This is a genomic window from Flavobacterium calami, from assembly GCF_038290035.1.
Lineage (GTDB): Bacteria > Bacteroidota > Bacteroidia > Flavobacteriales > Flavobacteriaceae > Flavobacterium > Flavobacterium calami.
Window position 1 is genome coordinate 304,578 of record NZ_JBBYHS010000001.1, and the last position, 26,642, is coordinate 331,219.

Here is a 26,642-nt window from a genome sequence, read left to right on the forward strand (position 1 = left end):
TTAATTACAGAATTATGAGTTTAGCTTAATCTTTTTTAGCTTATAACTCATAATTCATAACTTATAATTACAATCCTGTGGCCATCGTTTTTAATCCTCTTTCGCCAATTAGATTTCCTCTAACGTCAAGATTACGGTATAATTCAACCGGATTTAAAGCAGCTCCTGAACGCAAACGAGCTTCAGCAACCAATGCACGAACGTCTGTACGGAAAGCATTTTGAAGAATTTCCTGCGCTTTTACCACGTCATTCTCTTCCTGAGCAATTTCTAATGCTTTTCTGTCTACAGAAAGCGCCTGAGCATAAGCAATCATAATCGCTTCAACAGATTGCAATAAATCTTCCAAAGGATCTTTTACGTTGTGAGAAGCGTCAATCATCCATCCTAAATCTTTAGCATGATTCATTCCTCTTGCATCCATTCCTTCAACCAATTCGTTGAAAATCAAGAATAACTGGTAAGGTTTTAAAGCTCCTGCAGTTAAATCGTCGTCACCGTATTTTGAATCATTAAAGTGGAAACCTCCTAATTTATTATCCATCAACAAAATAGAAACAATTTGCTCAATGTTTGCGTTTGGTAAATGGTGACCTAAGTCTACAAGCGTTTTTGCTTTATCGCCTAATTTCTGAACGTATGAATATGACTGTCCCCAATCTGCTACAGTTGTAGAGTAAAAGTTTGGTTCAGCACATTTGTACTCTAAAAATAATTTCCAGTTTGAAGGCAATGCATCATAGATTTCTTCTAAACTTTCTAATGTATTTTGATATGCTTTACGGAAGTTCAATTGTCCCGGGAAGTTAGAACCATCTGCCAACCAAACCGTAAGAGAGTCAGATCCTAATTCGATTCCGTGCTTAATCACTTCGATATTGTGAGCAATCGCCTGTTTACGAACTGCTTTGTTTACGTTTTGTAAAGAACCATATTTATAAGTCTGTTCTGCATTTGCCTGATCCTGGAAAGTATTTGAGTTCATAGCGTCAAACTTTAATCCGTGTTGTCCAGCAAGCGTTTTGATCGCATTATAATCTGTTGGAATATCCCATGGAATATGAAGTGAAATTGCTCCTGAAGCATTGTTTAATTTATGAAGCAAACCTACATCTTCGATTTTTTCTTCTAATGAACGAGGCTCTCCTCCACCTGCAAAACGTCCAAATCTTGTTCCTCCAGTTCCTAAAGCCCAGGATGGAATTGCGATTTGAAAATCGATTAATTTCTGAATGATAGCTTCACTTTCTGCAATTTCTGAAGCTGTAAAAACCAATTTATTCTGATGTTTTTTTAATAAACCATCATTATGAGATGCGATAGTGTTTGATTGAATTAACATACTTAATTATTTTTAAATAGGGTTTACAATATAAGGCTATTTCTATAAACCAAACCCTTGTTTTACGTTACTTTTTTGTATTCTTTTAATGTGTTTAGGAAATTTATTTATAAAATACAATTGTCATAAAAAATCTAACGTCCGACCGAGATCGAACGTTAGAAAACAAAAACCACTTTGTTAAATAAACTTAAAAAAAACTAAACAACTTATCGGTAAAAGCCCATTGTTACTCCACCGTCTACATTCAGGGCATTTCCTGTTGACTTATTCAACAGACCTCCTACGAATGCAAAACATGCGTTTGCAATATCATCAGGCAATATAATTTCATTTAATAAGGTACGCTTCGCGTAATAAGCAGGCAATTCCTCAACGGTAATTCCGTAAGCTTTTGCACGACCTTCAGCCCATCCTCCAGACCAGATATTAGAATCTGAGATTACAGCATCTGGATTAACTGTGTTTACACGAATTTTGTCAGCACCTAATTCTGCAGCCATCAAACGTGTTAAATGTGCCTGAGCTGCTTTTGCAGAACCGTATCCAGGATTGTTTGGACCCGCCACCACAGCATTTTTAGAAACAATGTTTACGATATCTCCACCAAAACCTTGTTTACGCATTACTTCGATTCCGGCTTTAGAAACAATAAATTGTCCTTTTACCAAAATATCATATAATCTGTCCCACTCTTCAAGAGTATGCTCTGCGATTGATTTTGAAATACTGATACCAGCATTGTTTACAATGATATCAGCACCACCAAATGCTAAACAAGCAGCATCTAATGCTTTTTCTGTACTTACGTCGTCAGTAACGTTTAATAACGTACTTGAAACAGCATCTCTGCCGAATGTTTTGATAAATTCTGCTTTTGCACCTTCTAAACGCTCTTCATTGATATCGTTGATTACAACACAAGCACCTTCTTCAGCAAATCTTTTAGCGATAGCTTTACCAATTCCACCAGCAGAACCGGTTACTAAAGCAACTCTTCCTGAAAGTGCTTTTGGTTTTGGCATACGCTGTAATTTTGCTTCTTCCAACAACCAGTATTCGATATCGAAAGCTTCCTGGTGCGGCAAAGAAGTATATTCAGAAACAGCTTCTGCCCCTTTCATCACGTTTACAGCATTGATATAATATTCAGATGCCAAACGAGCCATCGTTTTATCTTTGGCAAACGTAAACATACCTACTCCTGGATATAAAATTACAACCGGGTTCGGGTCACGCATTGCAGGCGAATTAGACTTTTTACAAGCATTGTAATAGTCTTTGTACATCGCTCTGTACGCTTCAAAAGCAGGAGTTAGTTTTGCTTTGATTGCATCTACGTCTGATAAATCTTCATTTGGATCTAATTCTAAAACCAAAGGACTGATTTTCGTACGTAAAAAGTGATCCGGGCAAGACGTTCCTAATGGAGCTAATTTTGACAAATCATTAGAGTTAATGAATTCCAAAACTCTTGCATCATCAGTATAATGACCAATCATCTGACGCTCTGAAGAACAAAAACCTCTTAAAATCGGAGCTACTTTTGCTGCTTTCAATTTACGATCCGCTTCCGGAAGACTGTCAATTTTTTTACCTCCAAAAACAGGACGTTTTTTTCCGTAGTTGCTTTCTAAGTATTCAGCACATTTTTCAATTACTTCAAGAGTATTGATATAACTTTCGTATGCAGTATCTCCCCAGGTAAACAAACCGTGAGAACCTAACATGATTCCACGTAATTTTTTTCCTTTTTTCTCAGCTTCTTCCAGACAGCTTCTTAATTGAAGCCCTAAGTCGAAACCTGGACGCTGCCATCCTACCCAACCGATTTCTCCGTCGAATAATTCTTCTGTGATTTTTGCTCCGTCTTTTGCTGCAGCAATTGCAATAGCAGCATCAGGATGAAGGTGATCAATATGTTTAAACGGTAAGAAACCGTGTAAAGGTGTATCAATAGAAGGTGCTTTAGAAGCTAAATCGAAAATACAGTGGTTAAACAATTCAACCATCTCATCTTCAAATTCAATTCCTCTGTACACATTTTCAAGATTGCGTAATCTGTCTAAATAAAGAGCCGCACAACCTGATTTTGTCAATGTTCCGATATCTCCACCAGAACCTTTAATCCACATTACTTCAGAGCTTTCGCCTGTCAATGGGTCTTTATCAGTAATTTTAACCGAAGTATTTCCTCCTCCATAGTTGGTAAGTCTTAAATCTGCTCCCAATAAATTAGAGCGATAGATAAAAAGAGCTACTTCATCTCCTGCTAATGCTGCAGCTTTAGCATCATCCCAAAGGTAGCTTACGTGCTGAAAAGTCATGTTTTTTGTGTTTATATTTGACATTTTATATATTAATTGATTATTATAAAGAGTTCCCAATTCCGACTATAACAATAGATAACATGATAAGTCCGATGCCCAACAAGAATGTGTTGAACGTTACTTTTGCCACGCCTTTCCATTCTTTCAGATAGAATCCCCAGAAGTTGGCGGTAAGTATGATAGTTGACATGTGTAAAATCCATGAGCTGGCTCCGTTTCCTAATTTACTTTCACCCATTCCGTAGAAGAAAAACTGAAGAAACCACATGGTACCTGCAATAGCAGAGAAAATTACATTTTTTGAAATCGGTGTTTTAGTATCTGTGTAATTACTAAAAGTTTTATTTTTAAAATTAAGATAGATACACCATAAGAAGTTAGTTGTTAATCCACCCCAAAGGATAACTATATAGGTAACGTTATTTTGAAATAAGAATTCGCCCTGATTTGGGTTTACCGCTTTCCATGCCTCATTAGCCACATCTGCCATTGGTTTTCCTGCTTCAATACCAAAATTAAAGAATGAACTTAGAATACCTGATACAATAGCAATGATTAAACCTTTTACCAAACTAAAATCTTTGTCTTTATCTTCGTGTCCTGTTGCGAAATCTTTTTCTTTCAGCATTCCTGCTTTTCCTAAAATGGCGATTCCTATAATACATACAAGCACACCAAACAAAACCATTTGTCCGCCTGTGTTTGCAAACATGTCACTGATTGATTCTTTCCCTTCTGTTGGGCTGAAATTGTAATAAATTGGTGGAATCAAAGCTCCAAAAGCAGAACAAAACCCTAAAGTGATTGAATTTCCTAATGACATTCCTAAATAGCGAACACCTAATCCGTAAGTTAATCCTCCGATTCCCCAGATCAATCCCATCGTGTATGCCAACATTTTTATGTTTGGAGCTGCATTAGCAATAATATCTGTAAAATTCGGAATTGTTAAATAAGCGGCGATTGGCGGAACAATTAACCAGGAGAAAAAACCTCCTACTAACCAGTAGCTTTCCCATGCCCAATCTTTAACTTTTTTAAAAGGCATATAAAAACTGCCTGACGAAAATCCTCCTATAGAGTGAAAAATAATTCCGAGTAATGATTCCATTTAATTTTTTTTGTGGTTTAAGTTGATAGTTATTGGTTTGGTAAAATAAGAGAATGTAAAAAAGAAAACTATCCTGTACTGTCCTTTCCTTAATTTATATTTATTTTAAATCATAAATTATTGCAATAAGAATGGAATTATTGTGATTTTTTAAATTTAAAATTCATATTTTAGCGAACGCCTGCGTAATTAATATTTTTTAATACTTTTTAAAGAAAATTATTACATATAATGCAATTTATAATACCATCTCAATATTTTGAGAGAGACTTTACTATACCAACCATGATTAAATTAATTAAAATAGATGAAGATTCAAGGGTTCCAAAATACAAGCAAATTGTAGACTCAATTCTGCAAAATATTGCCAACGGTAACCTGAAAATAAATCAAAAGATTCCTTCTATAAACAACTTCAGTGAAGAGTTTTACATGTCAAGGGATACTGTTGAGAAAGCTTATAATATTTTAAAAGAGCGCAAAATTATTTCTTCTATAAGAGGAAAAGGATACTATATTACCCGAACAAAATTAGAATCTAAAGTCAATATTTTGTTCCTGTTTAATAAACTGAGCGCGTATAAAATGAAAACCTACAGCTCTTTCATTAATACATTAGGAGCAAATGCACATGTAGATTTGCACATCTATCATTGCGATGAAACTTTATTTTTAAATCTGCTGGATAAATTTGAAGGTGCGTACGATTATTATGTAATCACGACACACTTTAAAACAGACGAATTAAAACATTTGAGTTTTACCGATGAAGTAGCAAAAGCCATCCAGAGAATACCACAGGACAAACTGGTAATTATGGATAACATAAAAATTGGATTAGGAAGCGAGGTTATCAAAATATATCAGGATTTTGAAAATGATATTTACAATGCCTTAAAAGAAGGACTTGCCAAAATAACCAAATATAAAAGGCTGATTTTAATATATCCGGAAAAAGCCGTTTATCCTTATCCAAGAAGAATTTTGCATGGTTTCAGGAAATTTTGTGTAGAACACGAGATTAATTTTGAAATTTTAAGTGAAGTTTACGATGATATGATCCTTAAAAAAGGAGATTTGTTTATCACTATAGAAGAATCTGACCTTGTTAATTTAGTCAAACAAATCAGGGACGAAGAATACGTATTAGGAAGCGACATCGGTATTATATCCTACAACGACACCCCATTAAAAGATTTATTAGGCATAACAGTTATGTCTACTGATTTTAATGAAATGGGTGAAATTGCAGCACGAATGATTTTAAACAAAGAAAAAGGAGAAATAAAAGTCCCTTTTAATTTTATAGACAGAAACTCTATTTAATTAATTGTAAGACTATACCGTTTTTTCTGATTTGTATTCATTACAAAAACAACCTTGAAATGTTAATTTTTTAAACTTATTTCTTTTATTTAGAATTAATATAAATAATATTTTATCTTTGTCACCAGCTTCTGGCCTAATACCACCAAGGGATAACCAATCCTTAACCAGAGTTACATAAAATAGATGAATATTAATACCAGCTTTGAACCCGGAACTTTTGAATCTTTTAAAAAAGGAGAAGAAGCTGCGTTTACCTATTTTTATGATAACTATTTTCACAGAATAACTTCTTTCTGTGTTCAATTTATTTATGATGCGGATGAAGCCGAAAACCTCGCACAGGAAGCTTTTATTAATTTATGGCAAAACAGAGAAAACATTGATTCTATAAACGGAATACAATCCTTTTTATATACTTATGCCAAATCGAAATGTCTGAACTTTATTCGTCACAATAAGGTTAAAGATAAATTCAAAAACGACTTATTAAATCATAAAGAGAGAGAACTTGATATCGAAGTCTTAAATTCGATTCAGTTTGATACTTTAGAATTTACCGAATTAGAACGTATTATTAACGAATCGATAAACGATTTACCTCCTAAAACCCGTGAGGTTTTTATTAAAAAACGTTTTGAAAATAAAAAAAACGCAGAAATTGCAGAAGAAATGCAGGTGACCTTAAAAGCTGTCGAAGCCCACATGACAAAGGCTTTGAAGATTTTAAAAACCAAATTATCTGATTATTTGTTTCTACTTTTTATTCTTATTTGTAATAATTAAAAATTAAACATAGGGTTTTTTATTTCTGGAGTGTACTTATAATAACAGGAAGTTTTAAAAACAAATTATGCCATCAGAAATAATTTATAAGTATCTATCTAATGAAGCCACAGAGCAGGAAATTCAAAACCTTTTTGAATGGATCGATGCTTCTGAAGAAAACAAAAAACAGTTTATCTCTATAAAGAAGACGTGGGCACTTTCAGCTTTAACAGAAAATATTTCTATCAATACTGCTCCAATAATTAAAATTAAACGTAAAAATAAGACTCGTAAATACTTTCAGTATGCAGCCGTCTTTATTGTATTACTTGGTTTAATAAAAATAGCTTTCAATTTTAACCCAAGAGCAAAACATTCTAAAGAAATTGTACTTGAACTTGGCAATGGTCAGACAGAATATATCACAAAAAATAATCACAGCAACATAATTAATGACAAAGGCGAACTGATTGCTAAAAAACTTCCTGGCCAAATTGTTTATTTTGGAAAAACAAAAGATGATGAAGTTATATATAACTCTCTTAAAGTTCCTTACGGTAAAACATTTAAACTTACACTCTCAGATGGAACTGAAGTAACTTTGAACTCCGGAACCACTTTACGCTATCCTGAACAGTTTGGAATTAACGGAAAAAGAACTGTTTATTTAACCGGTGAAGCGTTTTTTGAAGTTGCCAAAGACAAAGGACATCCGTTTATAGTTAATGCAAATAAGGCTGACATTGAAGTTTTAGGTACCAAATTCAATGTGAGTGCTTATGCTGAAACTCCTACAGTAAATAGTGTTTTGGTCGAAGGAAGCATTCGGATGTATGAAACTCAAAATCCATCCAATTCTGTATTGCTGAAACCAAACCAAATGGCTACATGGCAAAACAGTACGAAGAAAATCACAACAAAGTCTGTCGATTCTGCTTTTTACTCAGCCTGGACAAAAGGCGAACTCACTTTTCAGGATACCCCGTTTTCAACTATCGTAAAAATAATTCAGCGAACCTACGATGTTGAAATTATCAATAAAAATTCGGATTTGGCCAAACAGAATTTTACCGGGACAATTAAAATTAGTGAATCGAGTGTCGAAGACATTTTAGAACTCCTGAAACGTGACACCCCTTTTGAATACTCGGTTCAGCAAAATACCATTACCATAACCAAACTTCCATAAACCACTAAAAACATGACATTTACGAAAAATCCTTCAAGAAAAATTATATTTTTCTTAGCCATTCTCTTATCCTGTTTTAAAGGTTTTTCACAAAAAAAGCCGATTACATTGCATTTCAATAACGAGCCCATAAGCCTGATTATCAAATCTATTGAAGAACAAAGTGATTTTAGGATTATATACAATGCCAAAAAGATAGATGCTGATCAAAAAGCCAGTATCAATGTGAATAATGTATCCCTGGAAACTGCTTTAACAAAATTATTTAAAGGCAAAAACATTTCGTTTTATATTCAGAAAAAACAGGTTTTATTGACGAGCTCTGCTCCTGCTTCAACCGATAGTTCAGAAGAAACAGAAAGAACAATCAAAGGAGTTGTACTAAATGCCAGAGATAAATCACCCTTACCCGGAGCTACAATAATGGTCAAAGGAACCGGAAGAGGTGCCATCAGCGATATTGACGGAAGATTCATTTATCAATTAAGAGAAAAAGACATAAATAATGTTATACTTCAGGTTGTACTGCTCGGAATGGTAACTCAGGAACAGGAAGTCGGTACTAAAAATAATTTTACTTTTTACCTTGAAGAAGCTGTAGATGAGCTGAATCCGGTTGTTATTACTTCATCATACGGAACGAAAAAGCTAAAGGAAGAAATTGTAGGAAGTATTTCGACTATTACAGCAAAAGATATTCCCGTACAGCAGGCTTCTGAAAGTATTGATAAAATGCTGGAAGGACAGATTGCAGGAGTTTTAATTGAAAATACTTCGGGTATTGGCGGACCTGTAAAAATCAATATTCGTGGAGAAGGAACAATTAAATCTTTAGGTAATCCTCTTCTTGGCACTTCTACACAACCCTTAATTATTATTGATGGTGTTATTATGAGTGAACAATCCGGTATAGATAGTTCCTATTTTGATGGAGGAAGGTTAGCGGAAGGCTTATCGAATCCTCTGGCTATGATTTCGCCTGACAACATTGAAAGCTGGACTGTACTAAAAGACGCAGCAGCAGTAGGAATCTATGGTGCTGATGGAGCAAATGGTGTAATTTTAATTACCACTAAAAGAGGAAAATTAGGGAAAACCAAATTTACTTTTTCCAATCAGCTTGGAGTTTCAGAAGCTATCAACCAGATTAAATACCTGAATGGCGAACAATATACAGAACTTCGAAATGAATATTTAAAGAATACATCAGTTGGTTATGTTCCTGTGCCTTATAATGGTATTAATACTAATTGGTTTGACTTATTGAATCAAACCGGAATTTATAATAAATATAATTTTAGTGTTTCAGGAGCAAACTCCAAATTCTCTTACCGCACGAACCTTACCTATCTGAATATTGATGAACCTCAGATGGGAAATACAACAAAACAGCTTAACGGTGGAATAAGTTTAGGTTTCAGACAATCAAAATGGGATATCAATTTATCATTAAACCCGAGTTATATTAAAAAAGATGCTCCAAATATCTATTATGATTTTGCTTATATCCCGACTTTATCTCCTTACAACGCAGACGGAAGTTACTCAATGCTTGGGGTATCGGGAGGAAATACCGGTGGAAATCCTTTGGCAGCAATCGAGCAAAACAAAAATGAAACCGACAGCTATGGGGTTTTAGGGAGTTTAAATGTAGAATATAAACTGAACAATAACATAAAATTCAACACTTTATTCGGAATGGATTATGTTGACAAAACTCAGGATCGTTGGTTTTCGGGAGAAAATGAAAGTGGACAAAATAACGGAACATTTATTTTAGACGGAATTACTTATAATAACTGGGGAAAACGTCTTATGAACCAAAGAAATACTACAAAATGGAACTGGCAGGGACAAATGCTTTTCAACAAGCAAATCAATAAAAACAATACTATTGATGGTGTTTTAGGATTTGAACTTGCTGAAGAAAAAGGCAATTACAATTATGCATCTGCTTCAGGTTTTGTGAATTACACTGAAATTCAAGGAATTCGTGATGCCCTTCAGGATGATAATATAGAAACACCTGTCGACGAAACTTACGAGAGACAGATTGCCGGCGGAGAAATCAGTAATAGTTCCAGAGTTTCTATGTTTACTCAGATTAATTACAATTATAAAAAGAAATATTACGCTTTATTTAATATCAGACGTGACCAAAGTTCTGTTTTTGGTAACGATTCAGATGTAGCATACAATAGTGGCGGTGGATTCGCCTGGATTACCAGTAATGAGGATTTCCTGAAATCAAATTCGTGGATTGATTTATTAAAACTCAAAGTAAGTTATGGTTCGACAGGTAATTCCAGAATTGGTTCTTACACCTCTAAAGGACTTTATAATATTACACAAAATGGATATAATGGCTCCACAGATGCTACAGCCGGAACTTCACCAAACGGGAAATTAAGCTGGGAAAGAAACCTGAAATTTAATGCAGGTGTTGATTTTAATGTATTCAATGCAGTAGAACTTACATTAGAATATTATTATGACAACAAAAAAGACATGATTACCGGCCGAAGCATTCCTACAGAATTAGGATACGGAACTATGCAGATAAACGGTTCCAGTATGTACAATAAAGGGATTGAACTTAGCACAAGAATTAAATGGTTTCAAAAAGATAAATTCAAATGGACCACTTCATTCAATATTTCAACCGTAGACAATAAGGTAACCGACCTAATAGGTTTAGGAAGCAGCTATTCTACCGCAAGCAAGGCACTTGCTCAAAAAGTAGGCTACAGTACATCTGTAATTTGGGGAGCCAACTGGGTAGGCGTTGATCCGGCAACAGGAAGAGACCTTATCAAAAAAGACGGAAAAGTATATGATGCTGCTACTTATAACAGTCTTTTTACAGAAGCAGACTGGGAGCCAATTGGTAATACCCAGCCAGATGCCTATGGTGGATTCAGTAATACTTTTTCAATCAATAATCGCATTAGCTTGTCTATTACTGGTGCCTTCCAATGGGGCGGAGACAAACTGGTTTCAGAAGAAATCATTGCAAAATACAGAACAACTTCCAATCGAAATATGACTGTAAATGCCTATGATTACTGGAGAAAACAGGGAGATATCGTTTCGCAGGCTGTTCCCAGCAACAATACCATAATGGCCAATATGAGCAAGTACGTTTATGATGCCACTTACATCAAAATCAATAACATCAACTTAAGCTATAACGTTCCTTTAAAAAACACTTTTATTGATTCCTTAACTGTATTTGGAGATGTTTCAAATGCCTTGTATTGGTATAAGGAAAAGAGTCCGTCAGGAATGAACGGTATCAGAGAATTAAGCTACACCTATCCGCAGGCAAGAACTATTTCTTTTGGAGTTAACACTAAATTTTAAAAAGATGAACTACTTTAAAAACATAAAACAATTTACATTTTCGATACTTGTGGCGATGCTTTTATTGCAAAGCTGCAGTGATTTTTTAGAACAGGAACCAGGCACACAAATCTCGGTAACAGAACAGTTGGCTACTAAAAATGGTGTTTTACAGGCTCTTAATGGTACTTACAGAGAACTAGAAGCTAATCTAAGAAGTGAACGTTTTGGAACCTATGCAGATCTACAGGGCGGGAATATAAAATTCACTCCCTATCCTACTACCCGATCATCAGGTGTAGGCGAAATTGTTACACCTACTAATATCGAAAATCTATATTCGTTTGACGACAAATCTGTAGATTCTGATTTTGCATCATTTTACACTGGCAGTTATGACATTATTAACCAGTGCAATTTGATTTTAGAATTTACGGATGCACTTCCTGATGCTACTGAAACTGAGAAAAACGAAATAAAAGCAGAAGCTTTAACTATAAGAGCCTATTCACACTTCTTATTAAGCGAAGTGTATAGCCAAAACTATGGTTTTACTGAAGATGCATCGCATTTGGGAATCATTTACAATACACAATCTATTACCAAAGGACTGAAATATCCTGCAAGGGAAACGGTTGCTAAAACGTATTCATTGATTATCGAGGATATTACAACAGCGTTAAGTCTGTATTCCAACACTTTGCTTTCTGCCGGACCTGCTTATTCATACTTTAATGCTACAAGCGCAAAAGCATTATTGGCAAGGGTTTATTTGTCTAAAAGTGACTGGAAAAATGCTTACGATACAGCAAATGATGTCATTACAAACTCAGGAGTAAATTTAATGTCCACAGCAGATTATATTGCACAATGGGAAAAACAAGACACTCCTGTTTCTGAAATTTTATTAGAACTTTCAATTCCAGGAGACAATTCATCAGGTACAGGGGCAAACTCTATGTTTGCTTTTTTTGGTTATACATCTGAAACTGTTTATAATAATTACATCGCATCTCAGGATTTATTAGATCTGTATTCTGCAACGGATATCAGAAAACAGATGTTCTTAGAAAGACCTATTTTAACCTTGATAAACAACCAATTGGTAAAAGTCAATTACTATTTTACTAAAAAATTTCAGGGAAATGCAGCCTACGTGAGTTTCAGATTAAGCGAACAGTATCTAATTCGCGCTGAAGCTGCTTTAAAACTAAACAATACCGATCAGGCAAAAACCGACCTCAATATCATCCGCGGAAGAGCCAATGCCAGTTTACTTACTGATACAGAAAACCTTGAAGACGCTATATTTTTAGAAAGAAGAAAAGAGCTTTGTTTCGAGGGGCATTTGTTTTTTGACATTGTCCGAAACAAAAAAAGCCCTTCCAGAAATGATGGGTGTATCTCTCTGAATTGCAGCCCTTCTTATCCGTCTCCAAAATTTGTATTGCCAATACCACTAAATAATATTTATCTAAACGCAAACCTGAAACAAAATGAATCGTATTAAATTTATATCTGTATTAAGTACTGCTTTAGTGCTGTTTTATTCTTGTTCTAAAGATGATTACAAATTAGACAAAAGTGTTGATCCTTTTGTACGTTTTAATTTCATCACCAGTTCTACCGGCGTACCATTGGAGTATCCATCGGTAAATACAGGACAGATTCCTGTAAATACTTATGAAAACAAATCTGTTAAAACCTTAAAAGTCCCTGTTGCTTTAACTACAACAACTTTAAAAAATCCGGTTACAGTAAATTTTAGTGCTGCTACTTCAGGTGACGTAAACACTTTTAGTGTACAACCCGAAAATCAATTAGTATTTGAGGGAAACAAACTAATTGATACCATTTTTGTTTCTTTTGATAAAAGATGGCAGAACAAACAGAGTATTACCTTAAAATTAGAAAACGCTTCTGATCCTTTGATTCATATAGGAAACCTGAATACCGAAGCGCCTAATACTACTTTTACCATCAATTTAGGAGAGGTGGCCACAACGTACAACTTTCCGGTAAAAGACTTTACAATCAAAGGGGAAATTGGCGAAAAAGTAGATTTTAAAGTAAATTTCCCTAATGGTTTTATTCCTTCAGAAATTGAAAATCTTGAGATATTTAGTTTTTTAAAAGGATTTGATTATTCTTTAACTCATGACGATTTTGGAGACAACAGAAGTTCGATTACCTATCATTTGACCCTTTTGGAAGATATCCAAAATGATGATGCAGAATACCGAACTGATATCACATTAAACAGCGTGTCAAATTATATTGCCAACGGAAATACGATCCTGACGATTAAAAAACCAATCAAAACACCTCGTGATGTTTTAGCCAATCCGGCTTCAAAATTTTATGATTTATCCAATTCAAATTATTTAACTTATGGTGTAAACTGGTTTGACAGAAGTGGTACGTGCGTTTGGCAGGCTTTTAATGCCCTGACTTTCCCGGTAGTTGTTACAAAAGACAATCCAAATGCTATTTTGTACAGCGACAAAGGCACTACAAATCCTAACGACGACATTTATCACGATGCATTCAAAATTGGTTTCCGTGTGGCTTCGGGAACTAATACAGTAAACTCTTTTAACTTAAAAAGATGGTTTACTAATCCAAGCAGTACTGCAGCCAATTCACCCGGTTTTAACATAAGCTCTGCCCTTGAATTTTTCCCTGAAAACGGAAACAGTAAAACAAACGGAACTGTTCTTGTAATTCCGCAGTACATTAAAATTGCCGGAACAAATGGAAACAGTTACAATATTGCTATTGAAGGTGAAGGAATTTACAAAGAAATAAGTACCGGTTTATTTGAAATTTCTTTTGAATTAAAACTTACCAACGAGAAACTATTTGGAGGAACAGTTACAGGTAAATACAAAATTTATAACAAAAATGGTTTCCCAACAGTAGCGCCATTAGATGAACCTTGTAGAACTGCAATTGATCTTTAAATTATGAAAGTAAAAAAAATAATAGTACCCGCTTTATTACTGTTGAGTCTAACAGCGTACAAAAGTATCGAAGAACCTGATTATATTGATATTCCCGAATTACGAAAGCTATATTCCAGCGGAGATGCCTCAAAATGGCCTGCTGCAGAATTGCACGAAAGTATAGATAAATCTAAATTTCAGGATATCGGGGTACTTCCTGCTGTGCCTTATCCGGCTTACAATCCGTATTCTAAGGAAAAAGAAAGTCTGGGAAAAATATTGTTTTTTGATCCAAGATTGTCTTTGAGCGGACAAATTGCCTGTGCTTCCTGCCACAATCCGGAATTGGGATGGACCGATAACCTGACCCGTTCTTTTGGTCATGACCGCCAGACCGGAAAACGAAATTCTATGACTATTTTAAACTCAGCTTATGCTACTTCCTTATTTTGGGACGGCCGTGCGAAGAGTTTAGAAGATCAGGCACAGTTTCCTGTGAGCGATCCTTTAGAAATGAATGAAAAACTAACAATTGCTGTCGGTAAAATTGGAAAAATAAAAGGGTATAATCCGCTTTTTGAAGCTGCTTTTGGAGACAAAAAAGTAACTCTTGAGCGAATTCAATATGCCATTGCTACATTCGAAAGATCAATTAATAGTCCAAAAAGTAAATTCGATCATTTCGTTAGCGGAAAATCAGAAGCTTATACCGATCAGCAGGTAAAAGGCCTTCATTTGTTCAGAACCAAAGCACAATGTATCAACTGTCATAACACACCTTATTTCAGTGACAACCAATTCCATAATGATGGGCAGGTTTTATTTGGAACAAAAAATGAAGATTTTGGACGCTACAATGTGACTAAAGACGTGAAAGATATAGGCAAATTCAGAACGCCTACGCTTCGTGAAGTAGTCAATACAAGACCATGGATGCATCACGGGCATTTTCCAACTTTATTGGATGTTGTAGAGCTTTACAATTTAGGCAACCCCTCTCCTGTTCAGAAAAAATACCTCGGAACGCCACGTGATTCATTGATACCAAAAGTAGATCCAATGCTTAAGAAATTAAATTTAAGCAAAGAAGAAATGAGCGATTTATTGGCTTTTATCGAAACTTTAAGCACGCCAACCAGAAGAATTATGGCTCCGGATCTTCCAAAATAGTTAGTTATTAGTTATTAGTCCTTAGTAATTAGTAATTTTTAAAATATTAAATCTTAATACTTAATACCAATAAAATATGAAAAACAAATACCTTTTTTTATTATTAATATCCGCCCTGTCGTTTGGGCAAATAAGTCTGGTGAAAGACATAAATAATGGAACAGGAAACTCTTCGCCAGAAAATTTAATAGTCTTTAATAATAAAATATATTTTGGAGCCGATGATGCTACTGGAACAAATAGCCCTGGTGCTGTAGATTTAGGGAAAGAGTTATGGGTAACCGATGGTACAGCCACTGGAACTACCTTTGTAAAAGATTTAAGACCCGGTAGTAACAATTCAATTCCAACAGGCTTTTTTAGCTACAATTCAAATTTATATTTTTCAGCGAATGCAGGTTCAGGAAATGTTTTATTTAAAACCGATGGTACAGAATCTGGAACGGAAAAAACAGTTCATTCTTTTATGCTTAACCCAGTAGAATTCAATAATTTAGTATACTACGCGAATACTAATAGATTGTATGAATTTAACGGAACCGAAACTGCAAACGTAGCTGATGTAGGTACAGGTGATGAAAGTGTTACAGGAGGAATATTTATACCTTTTAATAACAAAATCTTTTGCTATATGAGTTATACTACTGATGCTTTAGGTTTGAAATTATATGCTTATGACCCAGCAAATGATACCTTTACGCTTATAAAGAACATCACAGATTATGGAAATAATGCTGGCATTAGCAACTTTACCGTAGTGGGTAGCGAATTATATTTTGAAGCCGGAGCTGGTATTTTATGGAAAACAGATGGAACTACTGCAGGCACTGTAGTTGTAACCGCTGCAACATCACTAACTGGTGCTACAAGTTTATTTAATTGGAATGGTAAATTATATTTTGAAGCTGATAACGGTACTTCTGGCGATCAACTTTGGGTTTACGACCCCGCAGCTGATACTATTACAAATTTAAGCAATATAACAGGCGATCACAACCCTTCAGATTTTACTGTTTTAAATAGTTATTTATACTATTCAGGTCAAAATGGTACTTTGAAATATTTATACAAAACAGATGGTACAATCATTGAACGAGTTGATGACACTATTTTTGATATTGATAATATTGCTGTTTTAAACGGAAAATTATTTTTTGAAGGTGATAATGGTACAACTGGAAATGAACTTTTTATTTACACGCCATCAGTACTTTCAGTTGATGATAACAATGTATTAAAATCAGTAGCCGTTTATCCAAATCCTTCTGATGGAAATTTCTTTATCAATAATGCTGATAATGAAACCATACAATACGAAGTGTTTGATGTGTTAGGTAAAAAACAAGCTGCCGGTAAAACAAATGATAATTCATTTCATTTAAATTTAAAATCAGGTTTGTATATTTTAAAACTGACTAAAAACAGCCTGACTTCAACGACTAAAATAATTATCAAATAGTTGTAATTTTTAATATAAATAAGTTTGTTTTTGCCCCATCACAAACCTAAAAAGTCCGTTTCATATATTTGAAACGGACTTTTTTATTGCTGTCTTAATAGAAACTATTACTTCTTAGGAACTAAAACAATATTAGGTTTTGGAGCCGGCTGCATTCCGCTTCCAAAATAAAATCCGGGATGAGGCGGCTGATTATACCCTATATTTTGCCAGGCAATACTCAAACGGTACTGAGGATCGTGCATCAAAGTATACTGCTTTACATCTGTTGGAATTGTAGTCGAATAAATTCGTAATTCTTTATTGTCTTCGCTTCTTAAAATCAGTTCTTCTCTCCAGTCTCCCAAAATATCTGCAGAAAGCGCAGGAGTTGATTTGGTGCCATTATTCGAAACCGCTCCTGTTGCAGTAAATAATCTCCCTTTACCATATTTTTCAATATAATTTGAATTCAGTAATTCTCTTGAAGTATCTCCATCCCAATAAATGAGGAAGTTGATTGATTTTGGAGCATCCCCTATTTTATTTCCTTTCATATCATATAAAAACGGAGAGCCTGACCACCAGCATTGTGCACCTTTTCTGGTTGGATCAATATTATCTGCAACCCCTCTGCCAACATCTTCATTAGGAGAATCGGTAAACAAAACTTTTCCATCAGCTGCAGAAAACAACGTTACTCCCGGACCTGTGGTTTTATTTTCAATTTCATGGATTCCAAAAGCTTCTAAACCCGGAACCTCTAAATCCAAATCTGAAACGTGCAGCGCATCACCATGTCTGAAACCGGTCGTGTACAATCCTTTGCCATTATCATCTACACACATAGATCCGTAAATGATTTCATCTTTTCCGTCGTTATCAACATCAGCAACCGTAAGACCATGATTTCCCATTCCGGAATACGGATTTTCAGCATCCTTACTGTCAAAAACCCATCTTGAAGTCAGTTTTTTATTTTTAAAATCGAAGGCTGCTAAAACAGTTCTTCCATAATAGCCACGGCACATTACCACGCTTGGGTGAATGCCATCCAGATAAGCAACACAGGCTGTAAAACGGTCAATTCTGTTTCCTTTGGTGTCATTTCCTCCGCTTCCTCCATGTCCGCCCCAGCCAGCCAAATCACCACGCTCTGGAATATAATCTGTGGTTGTAACCAGTTTTCCAGTTTTTCCATCAAAAACGGAAAGATATTCAGGACCTTTTAAAATTTTTCCATAAGTTCCAGATTTTTGATCTCTGTCAACCCAGTCTTTTGAAGCATCTCCAACCACATTTCCCTGACTGTCCGTAGTTCCGTCAGCTGTTTTACAAACCAGTTCTGCAATTCCGTCACCATCCAGATCATAGACCATAAACTGTGTATAATGCGGTCCTTCACGAATGTTTTTGCCTAAACTAATCTGCCATAAAAATTTCCCCTCTAAAGTATACGCCTGAAAAATAGGCGGATCAGTTATTCCGGTATGTGAATTATCATGCCCTTTTCCGGTCATATGAACTACCAAATCGTATTTTCCGTCTCCGTCTAAATCGCCTGTGGATAAATCATTCGAAATATACCCTTCAACCGGTTTTATCGCAATTGACAAATAATCCTTGTCCGGACTTGAAGCCAGAATCGTAAAACTTCCTTTAGCTTCTGCCTCTTTTCCTTTTAAAACCGTTTTTACAAACCAGGTATTTTCTCCGTTCGGATTGGCTTTTGTATCAACAAAATTCGTAGCACCTGTTATAGGCTTTTCATTTAATTTTACAGCTTGTTTTGAACCGCTTTTTCGATATAGATTAAAAGCCAGATCATCTGTATCTGTTCCTAACACCCGCCAGCTGATAAAAAACTGACCTTTGTCTTTTATGGCAACTACGCCACGATCTAAATTTTCCATTTGTCTTTGGGCAAACAAAATTGAACCAGACAAAAGGAATAACGTTACTAAAATTCTATTTTTCATAATTGGTTTGGTTGGTAAAGTTTAACGCAAGTTTAGACTGCCTTTTACAGTTAAGGTTTACTTTAAAAAAAAAATAATCTCGCAAAGTCGCAGAATCGCAAAGTTTTGATTTTATATTTTTCTTTGCGTCTTAGCGACTTTGCGAGATTAAAAAAAACTTAGCACCTCAGAACCTTAGCAACTTAGCATCTTCAATAAAATTAAAACATCTTCTTAAATCCTTCACTTCTGACTTTCCATGTTCCGTCTTTAGGAAACCCCGGATTTTCAATGGTATTTCCCTCCCAGCCGGCGCACATCATAGCAACTGCTGTTAGTAATCCTCCATTACCCGGAAGATAAAGCGTTAGTCTTGGCGATTGATAATTGTGTCCGTTTTTCAGATACGTATTCGTAGTTACATTCATAAACAAGGCATCAATCGCTTTTTCAGGCATTTGCAAACGGGCTGCAGACATGGCAGTCATCGGAAAATCCCAACCCCAGGTTTTATCCCATGTCCAGGTATCCCAAACCAGATTGAAAGTGTTTTTCATGATTTTTTTATCCAGAAGGGAAGTTTCCGGAAGCATTCCGAAAGTTCCTAAAACAGACGGATGATCTGTTTTAAACTCAGGATTTGTGTAGGAGTCTGTTGCACTTTCTGTCGCCAGATACACCTCTTTTGCAATTGGCAATGGCGATAGTTTTTTCAAAACGTCTTCCCACTTTTCAGGAACTTTCTGGTTTAGTTTCTTCTTCCAGTTGATTGCTGTTTTCAAAGCCCAGTTCCAGTATGCCAGTTCATAGGTTGGGTTAAAAGTTTCGATGGCTTTGAATCTTTCCTGCGCCGGAATCACGCCCGGCCCTAAAACGTAACGATCATTTTTACTGTCGTAATTAGCGAATGAAGCCATAAAATCTGCCGTTGCAAAAACACGTTCGCTGTATAAATTTAATGTTCCGGTTGTTGGTTTTGCCTGATAGATCAAATCTGCATAGGTGATAAAATGCGGCTGCTGCCAAATCAGGAATGCCCCCACCGACGACGGACTTTCATTACCATCATAATCTGTCATTTTTTGCCATCTTGCCCCTTCAAAACCTTGTCTTTTGGCGATATTTTTAGCTTTATCGAAAACTTTCTGATACCACGGAAGGCTTTTTTCCAGTAATTCCGGTCTGTCCCAAAGTGCAAAATGTACGCCGTGCCACCAATGCATTTCTAAGTGTGGTTTTCCGAACCAGCTGTTGTAAGTTAAACCTGTTTCCTGTGGCGGAACTTTTCCTGTACATTGTAATTTAGTCAGGTATTGCGAAAGAATCACACGACGCTCCAATTCGTTTGCACGCTTGTCTGTACTGCCTGAAAAATCAACCGCTGCTCCACTTTTCCAAAAGGATTCCCAACCACCGATACTGCTTTTTTCAATCGCTTCAAATGAAGGAATTGCAGATTTATTTTTATCTGTTTGGATAAATGAACAACTCAATTCAATTGTACTGCTTTTTGAAGGTTCTACAACAAAATAATGCTTTGCTTTTTCTTTAATCGATGCAGTCCCTTTCCATTTCAGATTAATATCATACGAAATACTGTCCATTATATGTGTAATGGTAGCTTCTGATTTATTTTTGATTTTCAGATTGCTTGTATAATCTTGTTTTCCTCCCCATTTTTTCCCCATATCAGTCCCGGCAATAGCAACCTTTGAAATAGCCACATCCTGTTTTTCTTCCCATTTCGTACCCATATCACCCCATAGTCCTGTTGGAAAAGGGATTCGGATACGAATTTTCAAACGCCCTTGCTGAATTAAATCCGATTCTACTTTAAAACCTAAAGCATCTTTTGTCTGATCGCAAGCCGTTGTCACTTTCACAGGAGTGCCTTCCACCTCAAAATAGCTCTCAATTTTTCCGGTCCATAAATTCAGCTTTTGATTAATGGCTTTAATATCTTCCGGCTTTACCAAACTGCCGTCTTTTTTGGTGATTTCAAAACCTATATTTCCCAATTGCAACAAATGCGGGTTCTGACGAAACCATTCGACTGCTTCTTTTTTTCGTGCAGGTTCTTTAATTTGTGTTGAATATGAAATCTTACGACCATACTGATCCACGTCCTTTAAAGTCTCAGAAAACTTATAATTTTCGGTATTTTTATAACTGTCCCAACCCCATTCCGATTGCGTTCCAAGCGGAATCCCGTTTTGGTATTTCTCTGGAAAACTTTGCAGTCCCGTAGCATCAACTGTAAAAGCAAAAGTACCGTTACCTACAGTTAAAGAAGCTAAAGTATCTATTGCAGTAATTTGAACATTGTGTCTTGTTACCAATGCTTTCCTGTCTATTTTTTGCTGAGCTGACAGCGAAATCGAAAATACAAATGCAATAATTAATTGATATTTTTTCATTTGAATATTAAGTTTTTAATTTTGATCGTTCAGTTTCAAGTTTAGGCAATTGACTAATTTTCTAATTATCAAATTATCTAATTAAAGTAGCACTCATCAAACCAATCACCACATCATTGGCTATTGCTTTCAGAGTAAGATTTTTTAAGGTTTTATTTTTGTTTAAAGGTAAATCCAGAATCGTTCCTGCTCCGCCATCAATTCCAAAATTAGAATATCCTTTTATAGTGGTAAAATCTTTGAAAGTTCTCGAAATTTCACCTGATTTCAAATAGACTCTTGGCGGTTTTGGGGCTTCTGTTGTAAACGCCAGTCCGTCAACAAAATAATCCTGTTCGATAGGCCACCAGTTTTCTGGGTTTTTCAATTGTAAAATTTCCGAAGTTCCGTCTGTGTAATTTACCTGAATTTCACCATTTACGATACGGCTTTGCATCGGATTTGTAGTTCCGGCCACCATGAAATAAATGTGTGACGCTTTTCCGTTTAAAGGAATACTAACGCTTTTTGGAAAATTATCCCACTGTGATGTAAAAATGATATTTTTCTGATTTTCATCAGAAGGTGTTTTAAACGAAAAACCATATGGCGTTAAAATCTCTCCGGTTGATTTAGCCTTTCCACGCAATCCTGAATCGTCAATATTTACAGAAACATTTGGGTAACACCAATTTCCTATTCCGTTTGTCGGAAGCTGTAAAGTTACAGTTTGTGGTCTTGGAGACAAGTATTTCTGATTGAAAACATCAATCACTTTCGAATTAAAAAAAGAAGAAAGCGAAACCGTTTCTGTTTTTGTTAAACTATTAAACGGAATATCCCAATTAATAAAAGTTACTTCTTTTATCGTATTTGAACCTGAATTAACTGAAAATGTATTTGTTCCCGGAACCAATTGCTGAAACGGAAGAACAACGGTTTCTCTTTGATTTGGATCTAAAATAATCTTTTGCTGAATGTCTTTCGCGGAAGCATCAAAAACTACATTTCCTTCAATCTTGTCCTCGGAATTATTCTTTAGCGAAATCTCTAAGTTATTATTTTTTGACTCAATAATTTGGGATTCTATTTTAGGTTTCAAATCCAGTTCGATAGGTTTCCACCAAAGTAAATCACCTTGTTTTAACTGAACAAAAAAGGTTTTAAACTTATTCCCATAAACAATTGCCTCATAAGATTTATTTGTTTTTGAAATTTCACTCAGAATAGACTGCGGATCATAGATCGAAATTATTTCTGCCTTCGCTGTTGTTAGGGCAAGAGATTCTCCGGCTGTTGAAGGCAAACTTGACTTTACTTCTTCTAAGACATCTCCCAGCCAGTTAATTTTCACATCAAAAACAGCAGCATACGGAACCTCAATTGCAATTTTTGGATTTCCGATACTTTCCGGAATATTTTTCCAGCTAACCGTTTTCCCATTAACCGTTACATCCTGAATTCCATCAAAAGGTGCATTTACAATCAATTTCAGGTTCATTTTTGTGGTAAACTGATTTTTTACAAGATAAGAATCTGTTTTGTTTTCTCTTTTAAAATCAATTGAAATATCCGGAATATCTAAAGTTGCCTGATTCCATTTTGAAGGAAATCCAGGCTGAATTGTCAAAACTCCGGCCAGAGCGTCTGGCTGAATTCCGAATAATCCTTCTACCAAAGTTCTCGACGCCATTCCAATCGGGTCAGCAAAATCACGGTACAATTCACCTCTAATAGCATCCTGATATAAAAGCTGTTCGAAGCCACCCGGAGAAGCCCCCAGATACATACTTTCGATCAAAACACTTTCCCACATCTTAAATGCTTTTTCAGTTTGTCCGCCCTGCCAGAAAGCCAAAGAAGTATGCAATTGTTCTGCAAGGGCAACATTATTGATGGACCAGGTATAAGGCTGCCAATTAGTAGTGCTTATCGTGTAAAGATCGGTTTTATCAAGTCCTTCTGCCGAAATCGGAATATGCGGAATCTGCTTATCCACATAACTCAGCATCTGATAACTCTCGAACGGATTCGATAATTCAGAGTCAATTGTGTGATAAATACTCCAGACACCGGGAACATCATGCAATAATCTGTTCCCCATTGCATCTTTATACTCTGCAAAAATGCCTTTTTTAGGAATCCAAAGCTGATCTTTCGAAGCTTTTAGGATTTTATCTGCTTCTTTAATGAAAGGATTTTCGTCCTGCTGAATTTTTTTAGCAACTTCAGCAACCGTTTTATTTGCATAAAAATTATAAGCCGAAGAATGAATCACACCACCACCGCTGTATTGCAATGCGTCACTCGCCCATATTGTGGCATAAGCATCGTAAAGTCCGTCATTATCCGGGTCAAAGTTTCTTTTTTCCCAGTTTAAATGTCTTTGGATTGTGGGCCACATTTCTTTCATAAACGAAGTATCTCCCGTCCATTTAAAATGTCTCAGCATCTGATCGAAAAAAACCAGATTCATATCATAGTGATGCGCTACCGTATTTTTATTCGGATTTCGGCTAATGTAACCACTGCTGAACATAGAGGTTCCCATTACTTCTTTCTGACGGGCAAAATTTCGAACTGTATCCAAAACAATAGGACCATTTTCAGGAGTCGTTACCTGAGAATTGCTGTAACTTGTAAAATGAGTTTTCGCACGATCATGCCAGCCCAAAGGATCTGCTGTATATGCGCCACGCCAGGCATTCAGGTGCATTCTCCACGCGATTGCACCATGAAGATACGCCGGACTTTCCCAAATACCATCAGCGGCAATGGAAAGTGCTGAACCCAAAGTGTTGATATAAGCGTCAGGAGTTGTTACTTTAACTCTATTGGCTAAAAGATGTGTTTCCCGAACCGATTTATCATACAATTGTGATAATCCATTTTGAGAAATATCCGAATTTAAATCTTCGCTTGAAAAAAGCCAGAATAATTCGTTTTTTGAAACGGCGCTCTTTCCTGTGACAAGCGTTAGATTTTCTGGATTGGAACTGTATAATTCCAAAGGTTTTTTTTGGTGTTTTGGATCAGCTAACTTGATATCAGGACCCGGAAAATAACCAACAAGACTTTTGTTATTACCTGTTTTCTGTTTATTGCTTTCAGAACCGTATTCCAGCAAAAAAGACTGCTTTTTTAGGGTATATTTATTATTGATACAATATTCAGGCTGCAAATAAAACACCGACTCAGGGTCGGCTCCAATATCACCATCGCGACTGAATTTTTTACCGGTTGCTCCTCCATACGCCCAGATTAAATTTACTTTTTTGGATAAATTTTCTCCTGATACTTTTACAATAAAACCTTCTTTTTCTTTTAAAGCAACAGCTTTTACAATCAGTTTTCCATTCCCTAAAATTGGATCCTGAATTTCGTATTGCATCGTTCCCAATACATATTTTGTATCAATTTTTGAAGCTTCGGTAATCCATTTGCTGTCTTTGCCATTAACCAGACCGAGTTTAAAATTCCCGCCCATACCCGGCATGTACATAGCAAATTCCGGCAAATCTCCTGTTTCAACTCTGAATCCAGTATTCGAACCATAAAGCGCTCTGTTGAATTTTCGGGTACCATTTTTTAAAACAAAACTATTGCCTTCAGGAGCATAATGAATTTTACGCACAGCTTGTTTTTCCTGTCCAATAAGTAATGCAGGACAAAGTAATAGCAAGCCAATAAGGTTCGGGATGGTATTGTTTTTGGTTTTCATAAAATTTAATAATTCAGAGGCACATAATCATTATCAAATACCTAATGATTTTGATAATTTAAACGCAATTTCTCTGTTTTTTTACGGTATAGCATCCTGTACCTACCTGATTTTTATAATATCATAATTTATGTTCTTTCATTTTTTTAACATCATAGTACAGGATAGTATATAAAAACGTAACCGTTAGTTTTGAAAATACAATAATTTAAATAGAAAAACTTTGATAAAAATTAAAACTTCATTCTGTATAATCCTTGGATTAATGATGCAGACAAATATGTTTGCGTTCAGTTTTGATAACAGTTTAAATCAGAGAGCTAATTCCCTGAATAACAATAACACAGCTAATAATAATGAAAGTAAATTATTCAATTTTGGGAGTGCCGAAAAAAACAATAAAGGGATTCCCATAAATACCGCTTTAGCTTATAATGCGGCAACAGGCTATGGTTTTGATTTAAATTCGGCTTCGAATGCAACGATCAATTCAAATACATTTTCCGCCTTTAAACCAACTTACTTTTCCGTAAGACTTCCGGAAGGAAATTATCAAATTGAAGTGGTTATGGGAAGTTCTGAAAAACAGACAAACGTTACTATAAAAGCAGAATCCCGAAGATTGATGCTGGATCAGCTTTCCATTAAAAAAGGAAAGCCTGTAACCAAAGTTTTTAATGTAAATGTCAGAACTCCAAAAATTGATGACAGTCAAAATGTTTCACTAAAAGACAGGGAAAAAGATATTTTGAACTGGGACGACAAGCTTACTTTAGAATTTTTAGGAGATATTTCAATTCAAAGTATAAAAATTACGCCAAAAGACAATTTAACTGTGGTTTATCTTGCCGGAGACTCCACCGTTACCGATCAGGATGTGGAACCATGGGCTTCTTGGGGACAGTTTATAACCAATTATTTTGACAGTACTGTTGTAGTTGCGAATTATGCGGTTTCAGGCTCTGCACTGAGTTCTTTTAAAAGAGGAAATCGTTTAAAAAAGATTCTTTCTTTAATTAAAAAAGGTGATTATTTATTTGTGGAGTTTGGACATAATGACGAAAAAATCAAAGGCGAAGGAAATGGTGCCTGGGGCTCTTACTCTACTCTGTTAGCTGAATTTGTTCAGTCTGCCAAAGACAAAGGTGCTATCCCGGTTTTGGTAACTCCAACACAACGTCGTGCTTTCAATGAAAACGGAACTCTAAAAGAAACCCACGGTGATTTTCCGGCTGCAATGCGTACTGTTGCACAAAAAAACAACGTTCCTCTTATTGACGTTACTAAAATGACAACCGAACTATACGAAACCTGGGGCGACGAACCTTCCAGAAAAGCTTTTGTTCAATATCCTGCAAACACTTTTCCGGGACAGGTAAAAGCTTTGGAGGATAATACTCATTTTAATAGCTTTGGAGCAAACGAAATTGCGCTTTGTGTCCTTACAGGAATTCGCGAATTGGACATTCCTTTAAAAAAACAAATTCAAAAAGAAGTTCCAAATTACAATCCCAAGAAACCTAATTATATTTCAAACTGGACACTTCCAATGAGTGACCGATATGAAGTTACTAAACCAGATGGCAACTAACCATTATACAAACCC

At 35.6% G+C, this 26,642-nt stretch carries 15 protein-coding genes; 9 read left to right on the plus strand and 6 right to left on the minus strand.

The genetic code is table 11. From position 1 onward, the window contains the following. Window positions 1-67: 67 nt before the first annotated feature. The 3 genes from AAEO57_RS01055 to rhaT all read right to left on the minus strand — a co-directional run bounded on the left by AAEO57_RS01055 (window position 68) and on the right by rhaT (window position 4,783). On the minus strand, window positions 68-1,342 hold the full coding sequence (locus AAEO57_RS01055) for a sugar isomerase (RefSeq protein WP_341688608.1): 1,275 nt from the start codon (window positions 1,340-1,342) through the stop codon (window positions 68-70). A gap of 209 nt (window positions 1,343-1,551) precedes the next feature. Next, window positions 1,552-3,693: a bifunctional aldolase/short-chain dehydrogenase gene (locus tag AAEO57_RS01060; RefSeq protein WP_341688610.1), complete on the minus strand. Its 2,142-nt coding sequence runs from the start codon at window positions 3,691-3,693 to the stop codon at window positions 1,552-1,554. A 19-nt stretch (window positions 3,694-3,712) separates the two neighbouring features. After that, entirely contained in the window at window positions 3,713-4,783 is a 1,071-nt protein-coding gene (rhaT, locus tag AAEO57_RS01065; protein ID WP_341688612.1) for an L-rhamnose/proton symporter RhaT, read from the minus strand. A gap of 285 nt (window positions 4,784-5,068) precedes the next feature. Here rhaT and AAEO57_RS01070 point away from each other — a divergent pair, with 285 nt between their 5' ends. The 8 genes from AAEO57_RS01070 to AAEO57_RS01105 all read left to right on the plus strand — a co-directional run bounded on the left by AAEO57_RS01070 (window position 5,069) and on the right by AAEO57_RS01105 (window position 16,982). Then, the gene (locus AAEO57_RS01070; RefSeq protein ID WP_341688614.1) at window positions 5,069-6,109 is read left to right on the plus strand and encodes a GntR family transcriptional regulator; all 1,041 of its coding nucleotides are present in this window, start codon (window positions 5,069-5,071) and stop codon (window positions 6,107-6,109) included. 186 nt (window positions 6,110-6,295) lie between these two features. Then, on the plus strand, window positions 6,296-6,895 hold the full coding sequence (locus AAEO57_RS01075) for an RNA polymerase sigma-70 factor (RefSeq protein ID WP_341688615.1): 600 nt from the start codon (window positions 6,296-6,298) through the stop codon (window positions 6,893-6,895). A 67-nt stretch (window positions 6,896-6,962) separates the two neighbouring features. Beyond that, complete coding sequence (locus AAEO57_RS01080) at window positions 6,963-8,066, plus strand: FecR family protein (protein ID WP_341688616.1); 1,104 nt, start codon at window positions 6,963-6,965, stop codon at window positions 8,064-8,066. 12 nt (window positions 8,067-8,078) lie between these two features. Next, a complete protein-coding gene (locus AAEO57_RS01085; RefSeq protein WP_341688618.1) occupies window positions 8,079-11,429 on the plus strand; it encodes a SusC/RagA family TonB-linked outer membrane protein in 3,351 nt (1,116 codons plus the stop codon). A 4-nt stretch (window positions 11,430-11,433) separates the two neighbouring features. Beyond that, the gene (locus tag AAEO57_RS01090) at window positions 11,434-12,918 is read left to right on the plus strand and encodes a RagB/SusD family nutrient uptake outer membrane protein (protein WP_341688620.1); all 1,485 of its coding nucleotides are present in this window, start codon (window positions 11,434-11,436) and stop codon (window positions 12,916-12,918) included. Beyond that, window positions 12,905-14,371, plus strand: coding sequence for a hypothetical protein (locus tag AAEO57_RS01095; protein WP_341688622.1), 1,467 nt, complete (start codon window positions 12,905-12,907; stop codon window positions 14,369-14,371). The genes AAEO57_RS01090 and AAEO57_RS01095 overlap by 14 nt, the downstream gene beginning before the upstream one ends. A 3-nt stretch (window positions 14,372-14,374) precedes the next feature. Continuing rightward, window positions 14,375-15,523: a cytochrome-c peroxidase gene (locus AAEO57_RS01100; protein WP_341688623.1), complete on the plus strand. Its 1,149-nt coding sequence runs from the start codon at window positions 14,375-14,377 to the stop codon at window positions 15,521-15,523. Between the two features lie 76 nt (window positions 15,524-15,599). Then, the gene (locus tag AAEO57_RS01105) at window positions 15,600-16,982 is read left to right on the plus strand and encodes a T9SS type A sorting domain-containing protein (protein WP_341688624.1); all 1,383 of its coding nucleotides are present in this window, start codon (window positions 15,600-15,602) and stop codon (window positions 16,980-16,982) included. A 107-nt stretch (window positions 16,983-17,089) separates the two neighbouring features. Here the strand turns inward: AAEO57_RS01105 and AAEO57_RS01110 are convergent, their stop codons facing one another. From AAEO57_RS01110 to AAEO57_RS01120, 3 genes are all read right to left on the minus strand, one after another. Next, window positions 17,090-18,940, minus strand: a complete 1,851-nt coding sequence (locus AAEO57_RS01110; protein WP_341688626.1) for a rhamnogalacturonan lyase — start codon at window positions 18,938-18,940, stop codon at window positions 17,090-17,092. A 200-nt stretch (window positions 18,941-19,140) separates the two neighbouring features. Then, a complete protein-coding gene (locus AAEO57_RS01115; RefSeq protein ID WP_341688629.1) occupies window positions 19,141-21,336 on the minus strand; it encodes a hypothetical protein in 2,196 nt (731 codons plus the stop codon). 73 nt (window positions 21,337-21,409) lie between these two features. Continuing rightward, window positions 21,410-25,036, minus strand: coding sequence for a DUF4450 domain-containing protein (locus tag AAEO57_RS01120; protein ID WP_341688631.1), 3,627 nt, complete (start codon window positions 25,034-25,036; stop codon window positions 21,410-21,412). A 223-nt stretch (window positions 25,037-25,259) separates the two neighbouring features. Between AAEO57_RS01120 and AAEO57_RS01125 the strand changes: the two genes are divergently transcribed. Next, window positions 25,260-26,627, plus strand: a complete 1,368-nt coding sequence (locus AAEO57_RS01125) for a rhamnogalacturonan acetylesterase (RefSeq protein WP_341688634.1) — start codon at window positions 25,260-25,262, stop codon at window positions 26,625-26,627. Window positions 26,628-26,642: the final 15 nt, after the last annotated feature.